The sequence below is a fragment of the Ahrensia marina genome, from assembly GCF_042140245.1.
In the GTDB taxonomy this organism is placed as follows: Bacteria; Pseudomonadota; Alphaproteobacteria; order Rhizobiales; family MH13; genus MH13.
In genome coordinates this window covers 1,227,501-1,247,429 of record NZ_CP159483.1, presented here as the reverse complement: position 1 = coordinate 1,247,429, position 19,929 = coordinate 1,227,501, and the positions used below count along the sequence as shown (strand labels likewise).

Annotated in this window: 20 protein-coding genes, 1 tRNA gene and 2 rRNA genes (1 of these 23 cut by a window edge); 3 read left to right on the top strand and 20 right to left on the bottom strand. The window is 57.6% G+C overall.

Annotation, left to right across the window (positions count from 1 at the left end; genetic code table 11):
- The first annotated feature begins 30 nt into the window (after nucleotides 1–30).
- Complete coding sequence (locus ABWH92_RS06150; RefSeq protein WP_375573102.1) at nucleotides 31–933, top strand: LysR family transcriptional regulator; 903 nt, start codon at nucleotides 31–33, stop codon at nucleotides 931–933.
- 104 nt (nucleotides 934–1,037) lie between these two features.
- On the opposite strand, the gene ABWH92_RS06145 is transcribed toward ABWH92_RS06150, so the two are convergent.
- Together ABWH92_RS06145 and ABWH92_RS06140 are read right to left on the bottom strand one after the other, a co-directional pair.
- A complete protein-coding gene (locus ABWH92_RS06145) occupies nucleotides 1,038–1,844 on the bottom strand; it encodes an aldo/keto reductase (RefSeq protein ID WP_375573100.1) in 807 nt (268 codons plus the stop codon).
- A 17-nt stretch (nucleotides 1,845–1,861) separates the two neighbouring features.
- A complete protein-coding gene (locus tag ABWH92_RS06140; RefSeq protein ID WP_375573098.1) occupies nucleotides 1,862–2,107 on the bottom strand; it encodes a DUF2798 domain-containing protein in 246 nt (81 codons plus the stop codon).
- Between the two features lie 104 nt (nucleotides 2,108–2,211).
- Between ABWH92_RS06140 and ABWH92_RS06135 the strand changes: the two genes are divergently transcribed.
- Nucleotides 2,212–3,129, top strand: a complete 918-nt coding sequence (locus ABWH92_RS06135) for a LysR family transcriptional regulator (RefSeq protein WP_375573096.1) — start codon at nucleotides 2,212–2,214, stop codon at nucleotides 3,127–3,129.
- A gap of 130 nt (nucleotides 3,130–3,259) precedes the next feature.
- On the opposite strand, the gene ABWH92_RS06130 is transcribed toward ABWH92_RS06135, so the two are convergent.
- The 11 genes from ABWH92_RS06130 to ABWH92_RS06080 all read right to left on the bottom strand — a co-directional run bounded on the left by ABWH92_RS06130 (nucleotide 3,260) and on the right by ABWH92_RS06080 (nucleotide 13,315).
- Nucleotides 3,260–4,093, bottom strand: a complete 834-nt coding sequence (locus ABWH92_RS06130; protein WP_375573095.1) for a fumarylacetoacetate hydrolase family protein — start codon at nucleotides 4,091–4,093, stop codon at nucleotides 3,260–3,262.
- Nucleotides 4,094–4,104: 11 nt separating this feature from the next.
- Entirely contained in the window at nucleotides 4,105–4,848 is a 744-nt protein-coding gene (locus ABWH92_RS06125) for an SDR family oxidoreductase (protein ID WP_375573093.1), read from the bottom strand.
- Nucleotides 4,849–5,781 carry a C-terminal binding protein gene (locus tag ABWH92_RS06120; RefSeq protein WP_375573091.1) on the bottom strand — a complete coding sequence of 311 codons (933 nt, stop codon included), beginning with the start codon at nucleotides 5,779–5,781 and terminating at the stop codon, nucleotides 4,849–4,851.
- Between the two features lie 17 nt (nucleotides 5,782–5,798).
- Entirely contained in the window at nucleotides 5,799–6,677 is an 879-nt protein-coding gene (locus tag ABWH92_RS06115) for an SMP-30/gluconolactonase/LRE family protein (protein WP_375573089.1), read from the bottom strand.
- Nucleotides 6,678–6,738: 61 nt separating this feature from the next.
- Nucleotides 6,739–7,122 (bottom strand): nuclear transport factor 2 family protein, encoded by a 384-nt coding sequence (locus ABWH92_RS06110; RefSeq protein ID WP_375573087.1) that lies wholly within the window; start codon nucleotides 7,120–7,122, stop codon nucleotides 6,739–6,741.
- Nucleotides 7,116–8,108 carry a substrate-binding domain-containing protein gene (locus ABWH92_RS06105; protein WP_375573086.1) on the bottom strand — a complete coding sequence of 331 codons (993 nt, stop codon included), beginning with the start codon at nucleotides 8,106–8,108 and terminating at the stop codon, nucleotides 7,116–7,118. Before ABWH92_RS06105 ends, ABWH92_RS06110 begins: the two co-directional genes overlap by 7 nt.
- A gap of 38 nt (nucleotides 8,109–8,146) precedes the next feature.
- Nucleotides 8,147–9,130 carry an ABC transporter permease gene (locus ABWH92_RS06100; protein WP_375573084.1) on the bottom strand — a complete coding sequence of 328 codons (984 nt, stop codon included), beginning with the start codon at nucleotides 9,128–9,130 and terminating at the stop codon, nucleotides 8,147–8,149.
- Nucleotides 9,117–10,625 (bottom strand): sugar ABC transporter ATP-binding protein, encoded by a 1,509-nt coding sequence (locus tag ABWH92_RS06095; RefSeq protein ID WP_375573083.1) that lies wholly within the window; start codon nucleotides 10,623–10,625, stop codon nucleotides 9,117–9,119. The genes ABWH92_RS06100 and ABWH92_RS06095 overlap by 14 nt, the downstream gene beginning before the upstream one ends.
- Entirely contained in the window at nucleotides 10,622–11,662 is a 1,041-nt protein-coding gene (locus tag ABWH92_RS06090; RefSeq protein ID WP_375573081.1) for a zinc-binding dehydrogenase, read from the bottom strand. Before ABWH92_RS06090 ends, ABWH92_RS06095 begins: the two co-directional genes overlap by 4 nt.
- Nucleotides 11,659–12,369, bottom strand: coding sequence for a FadR/GntR family transcriptional regulator (locus ABWH92_RS06085; protein WP_375573080.1), 711 nt, complete (start codon nucleotides 12,367–12,369; stop codon nucleotides 11,659–11,661). The genes ABWH92_RS06090 and ABWH92_RS06085 overlap by 4 nt, the downstream gene beginning before the upstream one ends.
- Nucleotides 12,370–12,688: 319 nt before the next feature.
- A complete protein-coding gene (locus ABWH92_RS06080) occupies nucleotides 12,689–13,315 on the bottom strand; it encodes a tyrosine-type recombinase/integrase (protein WP_375573078.1) in 627 nt (208 codons plus the stop codon).
- Nucleotides 13,316–13,360: 45 nt separating this feature from the next.
- Here ABWH92_RS06080 and ABWH92_RS06075 point away from each other — a divergent pair, with 45 nt between their 5' ends.
- Entirely contained in the window at nucleotides 13,361–13,531 is a 171-nt protein-coding gene (locus ABWH92_RS06075; RefSeq protein ID WP_375573076.1) for a hypothetical protein, read from the top strand.
- Between the two features lie 98 nt (nucleotides 13,532–13,629).
- Here ABWH92_RS06075 and ABWH92_RS06070 read toward each other — a convergent pair.
- The 7 genes from ABWH92_RS06070 to ABWH92_RS06040 form a co-directional block, all read right to left on the bottom strand.
- Nucleotides 13,630–13,706, bottom strand: a tRNA-Met gene (locus ABWH92_RS06070).
- 146 nt (nucleotides 13,707–13,852) lie between these two features.
- Nucleotides 13,853–14,617 (bottom strand): glycosyltransferase family 2 protein, encoded by a 765-nt coding sequence (locus ABWH92_RS06065; protein ID WP_375573075.1) that lies wholly within the window; start codon nucleotides 14,615–14,617, stop codon nucleotides 13,853–13,855.
- A gap of 73 nt (nucleotides 14,618–14,690) precedes the next feature.
- A complete protein-coding gene (locus ABWH92_RS06060; RefSeq protein ID WP_375573073.1) occupies nucleotides 14,691–15,059 on the bottom strand; it encodes a DUF5368 domain-containing protein in 369 nt (122 codons plus the stop codon).
- A gap of 13 nt (nucleotides 15,060–15,072) precedes the next feature.
- Nucleotides 15,073–16,389 (bottom strand): FAD-dependent oxidoreductase, encoded by a 1,317-nt coding sequence (locus tag ABWH92_RS06055; RefSeq protein ID WP_375573072.1) that lies wholly within the window; start codon nucleotides 16,387–16,389, stop codon nucleotides 15,073–15,075.
- A 202-nt stretch (nucleotides 16,390–16,591) separates the two neighbouring features.
- The gene (locus ABWH92_RS06050; RefSeq protein ID WP_375573070.1) at nucleotides 16,592–17,494 is read right to left on the bottom strand and encodes an OmpA family protein; all 903 of its coding nucleotides are present in this window, start codon (nucleotides 17,492–17,494) and stop codon (nucleotides 16,592–16,594) included.
- 267 nt (nucleotides 17,495–17,761) lie between these two features.
- Nucleotides 17,762–17,876: ribosomal RNA gene (gene rrf / locus ABWH92_RS06045) — 5S ribosomal RNA — on the bottom strand.
- Between the two features lie 130 nt (nucleotides 17,877–18,006).
- Nucleotides 18,007–19,929, bottom strand: a 23S ribosomal RNA gene (locus tag ABWH92_RS06040); it runs 793 nt beyond the window's last position.

Sequence of the window (19,929 nt, the reverse complement as noted above, 5' to 3'; positions counted from 1 at the left end):
AAGATTTCCGAAGTATCGAAAGGCTGACCCATGACCCACCGCATTGCAGACCTGGACATTCGGCTGCTGCGTGTTTTCGTGGCGGTTGTGGATTCTGGTGGTTTTTCGCTCGCAGTCGCCCGGCTCAACGTTGCCGAGTCCACCATCAGTCAACACATGTCGGACTTGGAAACCCGGATCGGCATGCGGTTGTGCGAGCGTGGGCGCTCTGGTTTCCGGATGACGCGTGAGGGCGAACAGGTTTACGCCAAGAGCGTCGAACTGCTTCAGGGCTTGGAGCAGTTCCGTGACGACCTTTCGCTCATCAAAAATGATCTCAGCGGCACGCTGCGCCTCGGTCTGGCGGACGGGCTCATCAGCGAGCAAGAAGCCGGAATCGGCGCGCGTCTGGCAAACTTCGTGAGCGAGCATCCAAGCCTGAATGTGGAAATCGTCATCCGCTCACCACGCATGCTAGAGCGCGCGGTCTATGACGGCGATCTGCTGGTCGCTATCGGCGCGGAGCACCGGCGCGTCTCTGGGCTCACCTTCGAACCACTGTTTACCGAGCGCAACACTCTCTACTGCGGGCAAGCCAACCCGCTGTTCGATGTCGAAGACAGCGGAATTTCGGTTGAAACCCTCTACGATCAGCCGCGTATCGCACGCGGTTATCTGGACCGGTTCGACCAGCAGTTTTTCCCCAACCAGAGTTACTGTGCGACTGTCCACCAAGTTGAAGCCGCGGCCATGCTGATCCTGAACGGGCCATCGATCGGTTTCCTGCCCGACCATTTCGCCAAACCATATACGGATGCCGGACATTTGCGTGCCCTTCGTTCCGACCGCTTCACCTTCTCTAGCCGCATGGGACTGATCAGCAATGCGACGGGACGCTTGGATCCAAGGGCAAAAGCGTTTTGTGAGTTCCTCAAACAGCCGCTTGCAGCATAATGTCGAATGGCAACTTTGTCCGGTTTGCCGCCAATTCAAGGCGTACCGGTCCCGTTGGCGGGTCATTCCCCGCCTCAGGGTTCCGGTGTTATTGGGAAGTGCATTTAAGCAGCGATGTTCTCTTCGAGGTGTTTGATTGAAGTGGTGCCAGGGATCACGACGATGTTCGGCGAACGATCCAAGAGGCTGCGCAGAGCGTGCTGGGCGCCGGTTCGCATATCATTAACCTGCTGTGCCGCGAGCGGTGATCCGCGCCGCATTGGGTGCGCACCAAGCGGACCGTAGGGAATAAAGGCGATCCCCTCCTTGGCGGTCAGATCGATCATTTCGTCCTGGTCGCGCTCAAGTATGTTGTAGCGGTTCTGCACCGATGCGATCTTAGCTACGGACTGGGCCTTCCGAAGCTGTTCGATTGTCACGTTGGATACGCCGATATGCCGGACCTTGCCTGCGGCCTGCGCTTTGGCGATGGCCTCTATCGATACCTCGATGGGCGTGTTGGGGTCTACCCAATGCAGCTGGAACAGTCCGATCTGTTCGACGCGAAGGTTTGCAAGAGCATCATCAATCTGCTGCACCAGCACAGCAGGGCTGCCGTCTTTCACCATCTGGGTCGGTGAAAGCTTATCGATGCCGCCTTTGGTGGCGAACACGATGTCGGAGTAACCCTCAAGCGCTTCGCCAAGCAGTTTTTCGTTCCACTGCGGGCCGTAGGCGCGTGCGCTGTCAAAGAAGTTCACGCCTAGCTCCGCTGCACGTTGCAGTAGCGCTTTGCCCTGCTCCCAGTCAGGATAGGGGCCGAAGTTGGCCGGTTGGCCGGTGAGGCGCATCGCGCCATATCCCATACGATTGACGGTCAGATCGCCACCAATGGCAAAGGTCGGATTGGTAAAGGGTGTTTCGATGGTCATGGTTTTGGTCTCCTTCATCAGTCTGTAAGGCGATCCACCACGCGCCGAACAATCGGGGCGAGGAAGGTCACGCTTGGGAATGCGAGGGAGAAGGCAAGTGCGTAGGCAGGCAGCCAACGATCCACAAAACCTGCACCAAAGCCGGTGTTAATCCCGGTGATGACGGCTGACATCGCGCCACCCAGTGAGGCCGACATGATGAAAGCAAACAAAACCGGGGCGAACCGTTTTGGCAGGTGCATTTTGTGAGCGGTCGTTTGCACTTTGCGATCTCCTTCGCGTTGATGGAGACACTGTGCCGGACGAGTGTATTTTTTAGAATATGACTTGAATTGACATGACTTATTAGCCTGACTAAATTATGTGAGTGATTGATCTACGGCTTATTGAAACCTTCATTCAGGCTGCGCGGCGAGAAAGCTTCTCAGGAGCAGCAAAAGCGTTGCGGGTCAGCCCGGGCGCGGTCAGCCAAAACATCAAGTCGCTTGAGGACCAACTTCAAACGCGACTGTTCACCCGTACTACGCGACAGGTGAAACTCACGCCGGAGGGGCAGCGCTTCTTGCAACGCTGCGCCCCTGCGGTTGAAGCCCTAGAGGCTGCGGCAGGAGCGATACAAGAAGAGCGGGAAGCCTTTCAGGGGGGCTTGCGGATCACGTCCACCACGGCCTTTGGACGCGCTGAAATTTTGCCTCTGATCGCAGCGTTTCAAGCAGAGCATCCCGATTTGGAAATCGAGCTATCGCTGTCTGATGGCTTTGTTGATCTTGTAGCCGAAGAATTCGATCTGGCCATTCGTGGCGGCGTTCTTCCCGACAGCGAATACATCGCGCGATTACTGGTGCCAGTGACACCCCTAGTGTGTGCATCGCCGAGCTATCTCGATCAGCATGGCAGACCGAAAACGACCGGAGATATTACAAAGCATCGACTGATCGGTATGCGATCCAACCCATCCCAGAGGGTGTTTGCTTGGGAGTTTGCGACCAAGAAGGCAGGTGAGACTGAGAGGGTCGAGATCAAGCCGCAGACCATCCTCAACGATCCCGAGAGCACGGCGCGTGCCGCCGCCTTAAGCATGGGCCTGGCCCAAGTCGGCAGCAACGTGGTTCTACCCTTGGTGCAGCGTGGCGAGCTAGAGATCGTGCTTGAAGATCGAGCTGTTCAAACGCGCGGGCTTTACGCGGTCTACCCGTCAAAGCGCTACGCCCCAATCAAGCTTCGCGCATTTGTTGATCATCTTGTCGCCGCCTTCAGCGAGCGGAGCGACATCATTTTTCACTGAGGTCGGAGAAGTGAAGGCTCCCAAAAACCCTACCTTCTTTGCTAACTCCACAAAAGGTCGTTATAGAACGCGGCCATGGGCCTGGTTTATGTCTGCTTTCACTGCCAGGAGCAGAACTCACGCATCGGTATTAGCCCGCGACTGTGACTTGGCGTTGCATGCCGAGGCCTTCAATTCCAAGCTCCACCCGTTGCTGGGGCTGCAAAAAAACAGGTGGCTTCTGACCCATTCCGACACCAGGTGGCGTTCCGGTTGAGATAACATCGCCCGGCTGGAGGCTCATAAACTGCGATATGTAGGACACAAGGCGAGCAACGCCGAAGATCATCGTGCGCGTGGAACCACTTTGGTAGCGATGGCCATCGACCTCCAGCCACATGGTGAGATTTTGCGGGTCGGAGACCTCATCGCGCGTGACCAGCCAGGGGCCCATCGGACCAAAGGTATCTGCGCTCTTGCCTTTCACCCATTGGCCGCCGTGCTCGAGCTGAAAGGCACGCTCAGATACGTCGTTGATCACACAATAGCCCGCCACGTGATCGAGGGCGTCGGCCTCATCAACATATTGGGCCATCTTACCTATCACGACCCCAAGTTCGACCTCCCAATCGGTCTTTTGAGACCGGCGTGGGATGACCACATCATCGTTAGGACCACAGATCGCGCTGGTCGCTTTCATAAACAGGATTGGCTCGTCGGGCACGGGCATGCCGGCCTCGGCGGCGTGGTCGGAATAGTTTAGCCCCACGCAGATGAACTTCCCCACGTCACCCACACACGGACCAATTCGCTCAGGACGCACAATTGGAAAGGTGTTGAGGTCGAGCGCTAACAGCGGGCTGAGGTCCGCCAATAGGTCGGCGCCAAGATCGCCGAATACAGACGATACATCACGGTAGTGACCATTCTGATCAACGATCGCGAGTGTTTCTTCGCCAGGCGCGCCCAGTCGAGCAAGTTTCATGGGCCTCGTCCTTAAATTGAGATGCCGCCGTCGATGGCGACGGCTTGTCCGGTCATGAACGTTGCAGCGTCTGAAGCGAGATAAAGAACAAGAGCGGCGATCTCGTCAGCGGTGGCCAGGCGCCCCATCGGCTGGCGCGCCACAAACGCTTTCATCGCAGCATCAAAGTCGCCCGTGTCGCGCAAACGTTGATGCAACGAAGGCGTGTCGACCGTACCGGGACAGATGGCATTGCAACGGATGCCTTGGGAGACGTAGTCAGCCGCGATGGACTTGGTCATGCCGATCACGGCGGCCTTTGACGCGCCATAGGCAAAGCGGTTGGGCAGACCTTTCTCGCTAGAGACAATGGATGCCATGTTGACGATCGCGCCGCCTCCGCGTTCGAGCATCGCAGGCAAGACCGCCTTCGCCATCAAGAAGCTGCCTGTTGCATTGACGAGGAACGAGCGATCCCAATCCTCCATCGACGTTTCAAGGAGGGTTCCGCCGACCACCACACCGGCACAATTGAACAGGACATCAACGTTCGGAAGGGTCGCCATTGCAGCGCCGATGGCAGCCTCATCCGTCACATTCACAGCTGCTGGTGTGACAGCGCGCGATGTCTCGCCAAGCGCTGCGTGGAGCGCTTGGGGGTCACGGTCGATGGCGAGCACATTGGCGCCTTCGTCGGCAAACCGCAGGGTCGCGGCCAGTCCAATCCCTGCGGCAGCACCGGTAACGACCACATGATGTCCATTAAATCTGTTCATCTAGCTTACCTTGTTCACGGCGTTCAAAGGGTGGGCTCCCGCCATCACTCGGATGACCTCGTCAACCGCCTGCGTCTGAAGCGATTCAAGCGATTCTTCCGACAAAAAGGCGATGTGTGGCGTTAGGATCAGGTTGTCCGCACCGTGTAAGGGCGAGCTGCCGGGCAACGGTTCCGTCTCGAAAGCGTCCAGCGCGGCGCCAGCCAGATGGCCATCCCGCAGAGCGTTGAGCAAAGCCTGCTCGTCAACGATACCACCGCGCGAAACATTGATGAGGAAGGCACCGCGGCGCATCTCTGAAAGCCTTTGCGCATTCATGAGGTGCCTTGTGTGGTCGGTCAGCGGCAGGTGCAGCGACACCACATCAGATGCTTCAAGCAGATCATCAAGGGGAACGATGCCCACGCCATGTGTTGTTGTGCCAGACGCGAGCGCGGGGTCGAACCCGATCACTTTGAACCCCACGGCCAATGCCTTGGCAGCCGTCGCGCGGCCTAATTCGCCCAAGCCCACGATGCCCAATGTCGTTTCGCTCGCTTTGTGGATGTTTCGATAGGAAAGCTGGTTCCAGAGCCCACGCTCCAGGTCGCGCTGAGCCGGGCGCAGCTGCCGTTGAAGAGCGAGGATGAGAGCCAATGTGTGTTCGGCCACCTCGTCCGTGCAATAGCGTGGCACATTCGTTACCCAGATGCCCCGCTCTGTCGCTTGTCGAACATCGACGCCGTCAACGCCGACACCGAGCCGTGCGATGATTCTGCATCGGGGGGCGTTCTTCAAAGCAACCGTATCAATTGTTGCAAGGTTGACGATCATCGCGTCGGCTTCGGGCAGCAGCGCATGAAGTGACTTCGCGGCCGGAACCAAAACCTCCGCTCCATGGGCAGCTAGAGACCGTTCGATGAGGCTTGTGTCGCCCCCGATTGGGTCTGTCACGAGGACCTTGGCGCCAGTCACGAGGTCAACCCGGTCCGAAAAGGCGTTTCCGGCCGTCCTTGCCCAGCATCCATCAAGGACAGCACAAACCCTGCGTCGGCTTCATCATGGTCCGGCGGCAGAAGGTGGGTCGACGTCGTGATGAACAGCATTTTGAAGTCCGAGCCCCCGAAGCAGCACGCTGTCGGACAACTAACCGGAAGCGGTAAGGTTTCGAGCACCTCGCCGGTCGGCGACAGGCGGATGATTTGGCCTGCCGTGATCATCGCGACCAGCAAACTGCCGTCCGCGCTTACGCAGAGCCCATCGGGCAATCCGTCGAGCGCGATCGCGGTGCAACCGTCAGCTTCGATAGGCCCGTCGAGCGTGCCATAGGCGATTATGAGAATGCGCTTTTTGATTGTATCGGCTAGATAAAGCGTGCGCCCGTCCGGTGACCAACCGACCCCGTTGGAAATCGTGAGACCTTCAACCAACGTTTCGATCGCACCATCCGCACTCAGTCGGTACAGGGCGCCAAGCGGCTGGGCGAAGTCCGGCTCCTCGCGCCCCATCGTGCCAATCACCAAACGTCCTTGAGGGTCGATCCCGCCATCGTTTAAGCGCATGTTGGCGCCGATCTGTGGTGTCGCAAGCGGGTGCGCGAGCGGTGCGCCTTCCGCGTTCAGGACATGCAATCCCGCACCGCCGGCAATGATGAAACCGCCATTATCCGCGAGCCAAACACCGCAGAGGTAGTCAGCGTCTTCATAGAGCTTACGCGATGGGTGGCCTGATCGCTTTGCCCAAAGCGCCCCAGCATCAATATCCACCCAATACAGCGTGTCGGTCCGATGATCCCACATGGGACCTTCGGCAAGGACAGATGAATGGTCGGAGAAACGTACCGGTGTCATAGCTTCGCTTGATCTGAAGAGGCATCATCGCAGGCGCCGATAAGAGCGCCTGCGATAACCGTCAGGGGAGGAGAACTGACGTGTCGAAGTAGGCCCGCACTTCGCGAAACCGGCCCGCTTCAATGGTGACGAGATTGACCCCGACAAAGGGTATGCGCAGGTTGCTGCGGTCCGTCACAGCGGCCGACCATTCCAACGCGACGATGTTCCCACCTCTGCTCTCGCGGACGATCTCAACCTCCAGCGTCGGGTAAAGCCGACAGCTTTCGTCGTAGAACGTGCGGATTTCGGCATGGCCGGTGAGCTGCCGCCCGTTCGGCACGAACACCGCATCGCTGTGGTAATGCGCGAGCACCTTCTCCACGTCGCGATCGATTTCCGCCTGCCAGTAAGACCAGGCGACGTCACGCGCCGACGCATCCTTCGTCGGGAGTCCGGCTACCATCGACCTTCGGTTTCCCGATCAAGTGCTGCGTATTCAGCGATGTTCGATTCATCGACAATGAAGAGATCCGTGTAGAGCGGATCGTTTGGCTCAACACCGTTACGGACATAATCCACCAACACATCGACAGCGGTCGTGCCGAAGCCGTACCAGGAATAGCCGATCAAGATGTTGCAATAGCCCTCTTCAACGGCGGCGATGGCTCCGCTCAGCGCATCAAGGGACACGCAGATGCCGCCACCGGAGACGAACTCTTTGAGCTGCGGCATGGTTTCCAGATCGGCGAAGAACGGCCACATGCCGACGAAGAAATATCCGGCAAGGTTAGGCGTTGCGTTGATCCGCTGCTCAACGATTTCAACGGCACGCTGGACATCGTCAAAGTTCGGATCGGTGGCGATCACTTCAAGGTCGGAGCCTTCGATACCGCGCAGGAATCCATCGCGACGCTGCTCCAGGTTGAGCGCGCCAGGCGTGCCTGTGAGGATGGCGACCTTGCCCGATTGAATGCGGCTCAGCATCTGTTGGCCGGCCATAAAGCCCGCCTCTTCCTGGTCGATGGCAACATTGGTGAGCCGCTGGCTGTCAGGCGAGTTGGCATCCCAGGTGATGACCGCGACGCCTTCGCTCGTGGCGCGGTTGATGGCAGGCATCAGTGCGGCCGGGTCGTTGGCCGATAGGCAGATACCGTCCACACCCTGGACGACGAGATCATCAATAATCTGCGACTGGGCGGCAGCATCGGTCGTCGTGGGACCGACCCAGCGGAAACTGACCCCATCCAACTCAGCCACCCGATCTTCCGCTCCAGCGCGTGTGATCTCAAAAACTGGGTTGTTGAGCGCCTTGGGAACGAACGCGAGCGAAACAGTGCCTTGCGCGCGCGATTTCCTGGGCAAGAAAACAGTCGCGGTTGCGCCTGCGATGGTCAGTGTGACGCCGCCTTTAAGAACGTCGCGCCGGTTCATACCGGGTTTGGTGGTCATAATGGGCTCCCTAGTGCATTTTGGGTTTCTTGGTTGGCTCATCGCCTCAGGCGATCGAGAAGAGCGGCAGCGACAATGACGGCGCCAATAAATGTCTGCTGCCAGTAGGTTGGCACCGTAAGAAGGACGAGGGCGTTGTTGACGAAGGCGATCAGCAAAGCGCCCAAGACGACGCCAAACGCTGTGCCGAAGCCGCCCGCAAGGCTCGCGCCGCCAATGACGACGGAGGCGATGATCGTCAGCTCATATCCTGCGGCGGCATTGCTCACGGCCGCGCCGAGACGTGCTGTCAGAAGCACGCCCGCGAGACCGGCAAGCGTTCCGCTCGCGATGAAGACGAGATATTGAAGGCGCTTGACGGGGACGCCTGCCAAGCGGGCAGCGGATTCATTGCCGCCGATGGCGTAGAGCTCACGGCCGGCGCCGGTAAAACGCAGGAAGGCCGCGACGGACACTGCGACCACCACCAAAATGATCACGGGGATGGGCACGCCCACAATCCGTCCGGATCCGAGGAAGAGGAAGAGATCGGGAAAGCCCGTAACCGTGTCGCCTTCGGTTAAGCCGACGGTGATCCCGCGTGCGATTTGCAGCGTGCCTAAGGTGACGATGAACGATGTGATGCCAAAGCGTACGCTGAAAACGCCATTGAAGAGCCCTATGGCGGCCCCAGCAAGAACGCCGGCTGCCATAGCCACCCACATGCTCATTCCGGCGGCCATGGTGAGCGCGCAAACCATGCCAGCCAGGCCCATCACCGAGCCGCCAGATAAGTCGATCCGGCCCGTGATGATCACAAGCAACTGGCCGATGGCTGCGATCCCAACAAAGGAAAAACCAAGGAGGACGGAGCGAAGGTTGCGGCCTGTCAAAAAAGCGTCGGAGACCATCGCCAAACAGGCAACGCCAATCAGAATGGCCAGCAACAAGCGAAGCTCAGGCACTTCCCACAAAACGGAGAGTTTGCGCAGGCCTGAACTCGAGCGTCCGGTGTCGACTTGGGTTTCGTTAAGCAGCGACATCGACCGCCTCCTCACGAGATTTGGGGGTGGCGAGTTCCATGACGCAGGTCGGCGTTGCCTCGGCCTTGTCCAAGACACCGACCATCCGGCGCTCAGAGAACACCGCGACGCGATGCGACAATGCCAGAACCTCATCGAGCTCGGAGGAAACGACGATGATGGTTGTTCCGGCGGCGGCCAGATCGATGATCCGCTGATGGATTTCGTCTTTGGCGCCGATATCCACGCCGCGCGTAGGCTCGCCTACAATCAAGAGCTTGGGATCAGACTGAACGCAGCGCGAGACAATTGTCTTTTGCTGGTTGCCGCCCGACAGGGTCGAGATCGCCTGATGCGGCGATGCTAGCCGCACGTTGAATTCTTGAATGAGCGAACGGGTCTTGGCTGCCAGGGCTCGCAGGTCGACAAGTCCAAAGCGCGAAAAGCGATCGTGGCGACCAACGTGCAGATTTTGGTGCACGCTGAGGTCGGGAACAATCGCTTGCTCTTTTCGCTCTTCCGGCACCAACACAATACCGGCCCGTGCCGCCTCATGTGGTGAGGACAGCCGCACCGTACGGCCTTCTATCTCAACCGTTCCAGTGATCGCACGCTCGGCGCCAACCAGCGCCATCGCCGCATCGTGCATGCCTGAGCCTATCAGGCCCGCAAAACCGAAGATCTCTCCTCGGTGGACATCAAAGCTGAGGTCGCGAACCGAGGCGGTCGCAAGGTCGCGGACGCGGATTGCCACGTCATCACTGTGCGGCTTCAACGCGCTGGCATAGAGCGAGACAGGGCGATCCACCATCCGCTGGATCATCTCGTCCAGTGACGTCTCGCTCTTCTTGAGGTTACCAACCTCGCGACCGTCGCGCAGCACGGTGATGGTGTCGGCAATCCGCATGATCTCGGTGAGATGATGGGAGATGTAGAGGATGCCGATATCGTCCTCGCGCAGGCCCTCGATCAACGAGAGCAGACGGTCAACTTCCGCTGGGGGGAGTGCGGATGTCGGTTCATCAAAGATGATGAATTGGGCGTTCAAGGCCAGCGCTTTGGCAACTTCCAGCAACTGCGCTTCAGCAGCTGAGAGTGAAGCAGCCTTGTCTGTGGGGCGGCGCTTAAGACCGACGCGATCAAACAGGGTTTGGACGAATTGGTATTCAGCGCGCGACCCGCGACGTGCCGTCAGTCCTGGCGGCCGCACAAGCATGACATTGTCGGCAAGGTTCAGCGCGGGGACGAGCTGAAGCTCTTGATGGACAATGGCGATGCCAGCGTCGGTTGCATCGCGCGGCGAAGCCATGGTCAGCGGTGCGCCGTTGAGCGTAATAGCCCCAGCGCTTGGTGGAACGATGCCGGCAATCATCTTCATCAGCGTGGATTTACCCGCACCGTTCTCACCGATGACGGCACGGATTTCTCCCGGAGCGAGGGTCAAACCCACCCCGCGCACCACAGTCACGCGTCCATAGGTTTTGACGAGATCACGACAGACCAGACCTGCACTCATGCGTCCGGCCTCAGAATGACCTTTATCGCCTCACGCGAGCGCACGGCCTCAAAAGCTTGGGCATAGTCCGACAGCGGCAGTGTATGCGTGACGATCAGTGATGGGTCGATGCGACCACGCTCGATAAGGTCAATCACATCGGGCCAGATACCCGGGCTGCCCAGGGCGCCGCGCAGCGTCAGATCGTTGACGACGATCCGGTCAAGATCGAAGCCTTGGTCCGGCCGCGCGCCGCACAACCCTTGCAAGACGATCGTCGCGCCCGGCGTTGCGATTTCAATCGCTGCATCGACGCCGGCTGGATTGCCGCTTGCTTCCAGGATGATGTCCGGGGCTTCCCCGGAGAAGGCTTCATCGACGGCAGCGCGCCATCCCGCCGTCCGCACGTCAATCACGGCTTCCGCGCCGGACTTGCTGGCAAGCGCAAGACGCTGGGTGTCCGCACCAATCATCACGAGCCGGGCCGCGCCAAACGCAACAGCGACCTGCAAGAGCAGCAGTCCGATCGGACCATCGCCGATGATCGCAACCTTGGTGGATGGCGACACGCCGGCCAGGCGCACGCCGTTGTAGGCAATGGCTGTAGGCTCAACCAAGGCAGCGCTGGCAAGCGAGACTTGGTCGGAGACCCGATGCACAGCGCGAGATGGCAGAGCGACCTTGTCGGCCATGCCGCCATTGCGGTTCATCACGCCTGTTTCTGTACGATAGGGACAGCGATGATAGGCGCCTGACCGGCACGATTCGCACACGCCGCAGCCAATGCTGACTTCGCCGACCACTTGGTCGCCAAGGCTCAGCCCGTGAACTTCAGACCCCATAGCTTCCACGGTTCCGACCCACTCGTGGCCGATGGTGATCGGGTAGTCCGCCGCGCCGCTGGTGTAATAGGCCATGTGGCCGTCGATGATTTCAATATCGGTGCCGCATATGCCGACCGCCTTCACGGCGATGAGCACATCGTCCGGACCAACGTCCGGGTCGGGGACCTCGCGCAGCGCGATCGCCTTGGGGCCCGTGACTTGAAGCGCCCTCACGAGTGCAGCCCCCCAGACGAGGCAATCATCGTTTTGACGCTGTCACCCACCCGAGAAAGGTGTTGGACGGTTGCCTGATCGGCCGCGACGGGGTCGCTGGCACGGATCGCATCAACGATGGCCCGGTGCTCTGCAATGGTCGTATCGCGCAGCGACATGTACCCGACCTTGTCGATGTAAAGGACCCGCAGCAGATCATTGATCGGGCGGCTCACCATCAGGAAAAAAGGGTTGTGCGTGGCTTCCGCCAAGGCCTCGTGGAACGCGATATCCAGGTGGATCGTGTTGTTGCGATCAGCATTAGGCGCTGCCATTTCCGCAACGTTGGCCTCAAGGCGCGCAATGTCTTCTTCGGTTCGGTTTGAAGCGGCAATCCGCGCCATCGCCGTTTCCAGCGTTAAGCGCACTTCCAGCAGCTGGGGGAGCGAGACGCGGCTCATTTGCAGCTGCGCGGCCAGGGATTCTGCAACGCCAGTACCATCCGGCTCGCGAACGGTCATGCCACGGCGCGGACGGACTTCGACAAGGCCGCGGCTCACCAGCAAAGCGGCGGCCTCGCGCACAACGGTGCGGCTCACGCCATACTGCTCCATGAGCTCCGGCTCAGTGGGCAGCCGAGCGCCAGCTTCCAGCCTATCGTCTATGATCTGCGCCTGCAGGCGATCAGCTACCTTTTTCGGCAGACTTTCTTGCTCGATCTTGTTCAATCGAACCTCCCGTTTTATTCACCGTATGAAATGATGATTGAAAATGTCAAGAGCGTCCTTCTCGAGAGCTCTCGAGTGGTCTTCAACTGAAAGGTGTTGGAAGTGGAGAGTGTCCTACGCACCGATGGCCGGTACCAGGCCGATCTGGCCGCTCGCTTAGGGACCGACGTGAAACTCGAGTAGCGATAGATCTACAACGCGTTCTATCGACCACCCTTTATGCCTGCTTGTCAGGATTATCGATTTGTTCGGACCGCCTCTTAGCTTCCAAGGCTAAAGCTATGGTTGGCTTGGCCGCCACAAATGGACGGGCGCGAGACTACAGCTCAATGCTCTCGGCCAATTCCAACGCATCTTCGACCTCGACGCCAAGATAACGGACCGTGCTGTCAATCTTGGTGTGACCGAGTAAGAGTTGCACTGCCCGCAGGTTACCGGTCTTTCGATAAATCAGCGTCGCTTTGGTGCGGCGCATGGAGTGGGTTCCGTACGCTGAGCATCGAAGACCGATCGACTGGACCCAGTCGTCGACCAGACGGGCGTACTGGCATGTTGAGAGGTGATGGTTGCGATCCTTCCGGCTTGGGAACAGCCATTCATACTGCTCCAGCCCTTTGAACTCACACCAATCGCGGATCGCATCTCGGGACTGATCCATGATCTCAAATTGGACCGGATTGCCAGTCTTCTTTTGAATGATCTTGGTTCGGCTCCCAACATCGCCACCGGTCCGAACGTCCGAGACCTTCAGGCTTAGCAGGTCGCAGCCGCGTAGCTTGCTGTCGAGCGACAGATTGAAGAGGGCCAGGTCGCGTTTCTTGTTGGCGATCTGAAACCGGACCCGAATGGCCCAAACTTCGCGGGGTTTGAGTGGCGGTTTCTGCCCAACGAGTTTTCCCTTGTTCCAAGGGCGATATGGGGCGGCATATTGCAGTATGACAGCCATGGCTGATCTCCTTTCCCATGAAGATCAGCATTGAAACACAGGCTGATGCTTACGGCCGCTTTGCCGCCAACTGCCGACATCGCTGCACCCAACACGACGCGCAAGTTTAGGGAGCAATACGCCATCACTGACCTTGGAAATCCAATATCAGCGGATGATGGTGTGAAATCGCAGTCTGAAAAGGATGTCGTTTTGGGTTGGTTGCGGGTGATTTGAGCCTGCAAGGCTAAGTCATTGACTTAATTAGATCCGATTCTGGGCATCATCACATGTTTAGCTAAGAAGCTGATTTATTTGCATAATTTTGAATGAAATGGTTGCGGGGGCAGGATTTGAACCTGCGACCTTCAGGTTATGAGCCTGACGAGCTACCGGGCTGCTCCACCCCGCGACACGGCACGGTGACCAATCATAATGACTGCCTGATCCATCGTGCGAGCGCCTGATGTACGAGCCTTGCGCAATGAATACAAGGGGCAAATACATGATTTGTGACAGTTTTTTTGCTTTGCAGCATCCAAGGCTATCAATCGAGCACTAACGCCCCTTGATGTCTTTTTCCTCAAGCGCTTTAGCGATACGCAGAGTGCGCAAGTAAGCGGTATTAAGGGCGAAAACGAAGCCCTTCCAACCACCCAACCAATGACCGCGCAAGAAATAGTTGCGCAGAAACTGCAGCGGCATCTCGGTAACCAAGCGGATCATGAGCGCCCAGCGTGGTTTAGTCGCGATCTTGCCAATCTCGTGGCTGGTGAACCGGTTGGCTTTATCAACCATGTGAAACCAGCTGATGATGGAATGATGATAGATTGGCGCAGCTAGCTGCCGAACCGAGGTACCAGCCTCCAGCACCACACGGTCGTAGACAGGGTCATCGCGATAGCGGCCCGCAGAGCGATGATAAAGTCGAACAACATTGTAATCAGTCGCAAAAGGTCGCGGCTTTGTGTCCCCGGGGTAGAGGTTACGAATATGCACTTTGTAAGCCTCGGGCTGAAGCTCGCCTGAGTTGAAAAGCGCGTTGATCTCTTCAATCAGTGCAGGTGTCACGACCTCATCAGCATCGAGGTTCAAAAGCCAATCATTCTGGCACTGATCTTCAGCGAAACGCTTCTGCGCACCATAACCTGTCCAATCGCGATGAAACACGCGCGCACCATGCTGTTTGGCGATCTCAAGCGTGCCGTCGGTCGAACCGGAGTCAACGATCACAAGGTCATCACTTAAAGCGCTCGCGGCGCTGAGTACCTGACCAAGCCTGGCAGCCTCATTATGGGTGATCAAAAAGATAGAAAGAGGCATGCTGGCACTCAGATGAACGTCAGCACTCTATCTCCAGCAGAATGTGTTGAATTGCAATCGTGCTACAGCACAATCACCCTGCCTGGCTGTCAGCGGTGCGGCGGCTGCCAATTAGCGCTTCCAGCGTGTAAACCAAGATTGCCATTCCAACAGCACCGACCACGGCAATACCGAGCAGGATAATCACATCCACCGGGCCACCAAGGTCAGCGAATGACGAGTCGGTCACACTTTGCACGAACACCACGGCAGCAACGGCGCCAACTGGCATGGAAAGCTGAGCCAAAAGAAACTTCTTCCAGCTCACCGAACGGTCACGGATTAACACAAACAGATACGCAAGGGTTACCAGCGCCGCGACAACCACCATGGCCCAAAACAAACCGCGGCCAAAAATTTCTTCAAACACTGCGAGCAGTGTGCCGAGAGTGAGTTCTTTCATCGTTCCGTCCTCCTTAGGCCCGTCCACGCAGCATGGCATTGTAGGTGGCTTTCAGCGCCACTTCCTTCATCAACCAGCTGATCCAAAGCTCTTCCAACGGCGCAATGACGCCAGGGAACGATGGGACGAGGTTGTTGTGATAGTCGAACTCAACCAACATGGCCCGACCCACGCGAGTGATCAGAGGGCATGAGGTGTAACCATCATAAGCTTCGGTTCCATCACGCCCCTCAATGGCTGCCACCAAATGGTCTTCTACCACCGGAACCTGCCACTTTACGCTGGCAGCGGTCTTACCTTTGGGGACACCGGCCACATCACCGACAGCAAAGACGGTGGGATAACGACGGTGTTGGAGTGTTGCCGGGTCAACCTCAACCCAACCCTGACCGACCCACCGATCGGCCCATGAAAGATCAGACTCAAGCACGAAGTCCGGCGCGCGTTGCGGCGGGATGACGTGCAGATAGTCATAGGCCATTTCGGCGTCACCGCTGGCAGTAGCAAACGTGGCGCGTTTGCGTCCGGCATCCACCGATTTCAGCGTGTATCCATGGACCGGCGCGATATCGCGCTCACCAAACAGCATGCGCACTTTCTCGGCTACAATAGGCACGCCAAACAGCGAACCCTGAGGCGCAGCATAAACAAAGTTCATCGCCGAACGATCGCCAGCCCTCTCAGCCAAATCTTCAATAAGGAAGGTGTGCTTGAGTGGCGCGCCGGCACACTTCATTTCAGTGGCCGGTCGAGTGAAGATGCCCGTACCTCCCTCTTCAATGAAGCTCTGGGCAGCCTGCCACGTTCGCGCGGCATACTCAGGCCCGGCATAAAGCGCGCCAATGCCGTTCTCGCCCACCATATCGAGCGAAAACCCTTCAATGGCATCATGATCAAGCACCAGACCAGGCGCCAACACCAGCCAATCATAATCAAACCTTTGGCCGGTTTCGGTTGCAACAGTCTTCGCTTCAGCATCAACCGCCGCAACGGCTTCAGGGATCAATGTTACACCAGAAGGCAACCAGTCGGTTGTGCTGGAAACAACATAATCGGCTGGCTTCAAACCTGCTGCCACCAAAGTTAGGCCAGGTTGATAGAGATGGCGTGGTCGCGGGTCGATGATGGTAATGTCGGCGCCGTCGAGGCGACCAGTCAAACGATTGGCAAGAGCTGTCCCGGCAGCACCTGCCCCGATGATAACAATGCGCGCATTGGTCGACACTGGCGCAGTCTGCGCGATGCCAGCTGATGGCCAAGTCAATCCACTGGCGCCAGCCATAACACCGGCAAGGGCGGTGGCACTAAGAAACTGTCGTCTGTCGAGCATTGATCATCCTCCCGGTAGATGCAATCGCCTCGCTTTGTTTAAGCCAGCGCCAGACAAGCAAAGACCGCGCAGCCCCTTTTTGAGGGAGCGAAACGAATGCCGAACAGGTTGCACAGTTACGTTCTGGTGACGGTGACAATGTCACCAAGCAGAGCCCGACTTCGGGATTAGTACAGTGGGAGGAAGCGCCCGCTGATCAGCGTCAACGCGCGATGATTTCAACCCGTCGGTTGAGCGCACGGCCATCTTCGCTGGCATTGCTTGCCACAGGCGCCAGAAAACCAGCTCCAGCATGGCTTAGCCGGTCAGCACTGATGGCATAGTCCTGAACCAACGCATCGCGAACAGCCTGCGCGCGGCGCGCTGATAGATCAAGATTGTACGGCATTGTGCCCTGATTGTCCGTATGGCCAACGATAACAATCATCAGGTCTTGGTTGGCATTAAGAAACCGGGCAACCTCATCAAGCGTTGGTGTGCTTTCCGGTTGGATTGTAGCGTCGTCTAACGCGAACTGAATGCCATAGAGCGCAACCCGTCCCGTTTCAGAGATGGCGCTTTGCATCTCTTCGGCCGGCACCATCTCAAAGGCCATTGCCTCCTCTTCGGTCACGGTGACGACGGCACGCACGATGCCGTTGTTCACCGAGCCAAAAAAAGTGGCGTGGACGATTCCATCCGCACCGGTCCGGGTACCCATCACATAGCGATAGTTGAACCGGTCCGCCCAAGAGGGTGAATTACCAAATTGTTCAACCTCATAGCTCATCCCGCCGCATTCATCCTGCGAACAAGAAAGCTTGACCGAGAACCCTTCGTTTTCTAGCTGCTGCTCGAAATTGCGTGTCACCTGAACCAGAGCCGTGCCTTCAGGATAAGTGTAGGCCAAGCGCGTCACGACACCCTCGACCATCATCACCTCTTCCGGCTGCAGCGCGACAGCAACCTCATCGAAGGCCAAAGCCTCGTAGGCCGTGATGGTGCTGCCGTCGAATCGCCCAATAAGCGGATGGTCGGCGCTGCCCGCTACATCCTGCGCCATGGCCACGGCGCTGAGGATCGTCGCACCGGCAGTCAACAAGAACGAGGCAATGAAACGGAGCATGACAACCTCACCTGTCCGAGCGCTGCTGTAGAGGGCAGCTATCAACAATCAGATCAGAGGATACCATAAGGCAGGTAGTTAGCGCGTGATGGGAAGCACTTCCCTCTCCATTTTGGCCGCACTGCGATTCACTGTGACCGGTAGCTTCAGGAATGTTGAGAACGCCAACTGCTCATGAAGCGTCCAGGCCCAAACAAAAAACCCGCCCTGGCGAACCAGAGCGGGTTTTAAGGAATAGTGATGAGACGATAACCCCATTCTTTGCAGGCCTGGCAACGACCTACTCTCCCGTGCCTTAAGACAAAGTACCATCGGCGCTAGGGAGTTTCACGTCCGAGTTCGGGATGGGATCGGGTGCAGGCTCCCTGCTCAAGCCACCAGGCCGGCAAAGAATGGGGATGTGATTTTGGTCAATAACCTGATCCGTAGATCAGGAACTGTTCAGTGAGTGATTATCAGCGCAGCTAACGCCAAACCATCGCGTATTCGTACATGTGTATGGTGTAATGAGAGCAATCAAGCCAATCGAGCAATTAGTACTGGTAAGCTTCATGCATTGCTGCACGTCCACACCCAGCCTATCAACGTGGTCGTCTTCCACGGCTCTCAAGGGAACACTGGTTTTGAGGCTGGTTTCCCGCTTAGATGCCTTCAGCGGTTATCCGTTCCATACATAGCTACCCTGCAATGCGGCTGGCGCCACAACAGGTCCACCAGAGGTATGTCCATCCCGGTCCTCTCGTACTAGGGACAGATCCTCTCAATATTCCTACACCCACGGCAGATAGGGACCGAACTGTCTCACGACGTTCTAAACCCAGCTCACGTACCGCTTTAATTGGCGAACAGCCAAACCCTTGGGACCTGCTCCAGCCCCAGGATGCGATGAGCCGACATCGAGGTGCCAAACAACGCCGTCGATATGGACTCTTGGGCGTCATCAGCCTGTTATCCCCGGCGTACCTTTTATCCGTTGAGCGATGGCCCTTCCACGCGGGACCACCGGATCACTATGACCGTCTTTCGACTCTGCTCGACTTGTCAGTCTCGCAGTCAGGCAGGCTTATGCCATTGCACTCGACGACCGATTTCCGACCGGTCTGAGCCTACCTTCGCGCGCCTCCGTTACTCTTTGGGAGGCGACCGCCCCAGTCAAACTACCCACCACACACTGTCCCGGGCGTTGTTGCGCCGCGGTTAGACAATCATGACTTCAAGGGTGGTATTTCAAGGATGACTCCACACAAGCTGGCGCTTGGCTTCATAGTCTACCACCTATCCTACACATGAGGGCACAATTGCCAGTGTGAAGCTATAGTAAAGGTGCACGGGGTCTTTCCGTCTGACCGCAGGAACCCCGCATCTTCACGGGGAATTCAATTTCACTGAGTCTATGCTGGAGACAGCGGGGAAGTCGTTACGCCATTCGTGCAGGTCGGAACTTACCCGACAAGGAATTTCGCTACCTTAGGACCGTTATAGTTACGGCCGCCGTTTACCGGGGCTTCAATTCGCGGCTTGCACCGCTCCTTTTAACCTTCCGGCACCGGGCAGGCGTCAGACCCTATACGTCGTTTTGCAACTTCGCAGAGCCCTGTGTTTTTAATAAACAGTCGCCACCCCCTGGTCTGTGCCACCCTCACCTGGTTGCCCAAGCAAGGGTCTCCCTTCTCGCGAACTTACGGGAGCATTTTGCCGAGTTCCTTCAGCATAGTTCTCTCAAGCGCCTTGGTATACTCTACCAGTCCACCTGTGTCGGTTTCGGGTACGGTCAATAACGGTGGAGCTATTTCCTGGAACACCTTCGCTGCCCAACCAATCCAATAAGGATGGACAACACACGGCATTCGTCACTACCACCTGGCCCACGAATATTAACGTGGTTCCCATCGTCTACGCATTTCTGCCTCGACTTAGGGGCCGGCTAACCCTGCGCAGATTAGCTTTACGCAGGAACCCTTGGACTTTCGGCGAGCGGGTCTCTCACCCGCTTTGTCGTTACTCATGTCAGCATTCTCACTTCTGATAACTCCAAGAGCCCTCACGGGTCTCCCTTCGCAGTCGTACAGAACGCTCCGCTACCGCTTGCTTACGCAAGCCCTCAGCTTCGGTGCATGGCTTTAGCCCCGTTACATTTTCGGCGCAAAGACCCTTATTTAGACCAGTGAGCTGTTACGCTTTCTTTAAATGATGGCTGCTTCTAAGCCAACATCCTGGTTGTTTTGGGATCCTCACATCCTTTCCCACTTAGCCATGACTTGGGGACCTTAGCTGGAGGTCTGGGTTGTTTCCCTCTCCACGACGGACGTTAGCACCCGCCGTGTGTCTGCTGGATAGTACTCTCAGGTATTCGGAGTTTGGTTAGGATCAGTAAGACGGTGAGTCCCCATAGCCCATCCAGTGCTCTACCCCCTGAGGTATTCGTCCAACGCTCT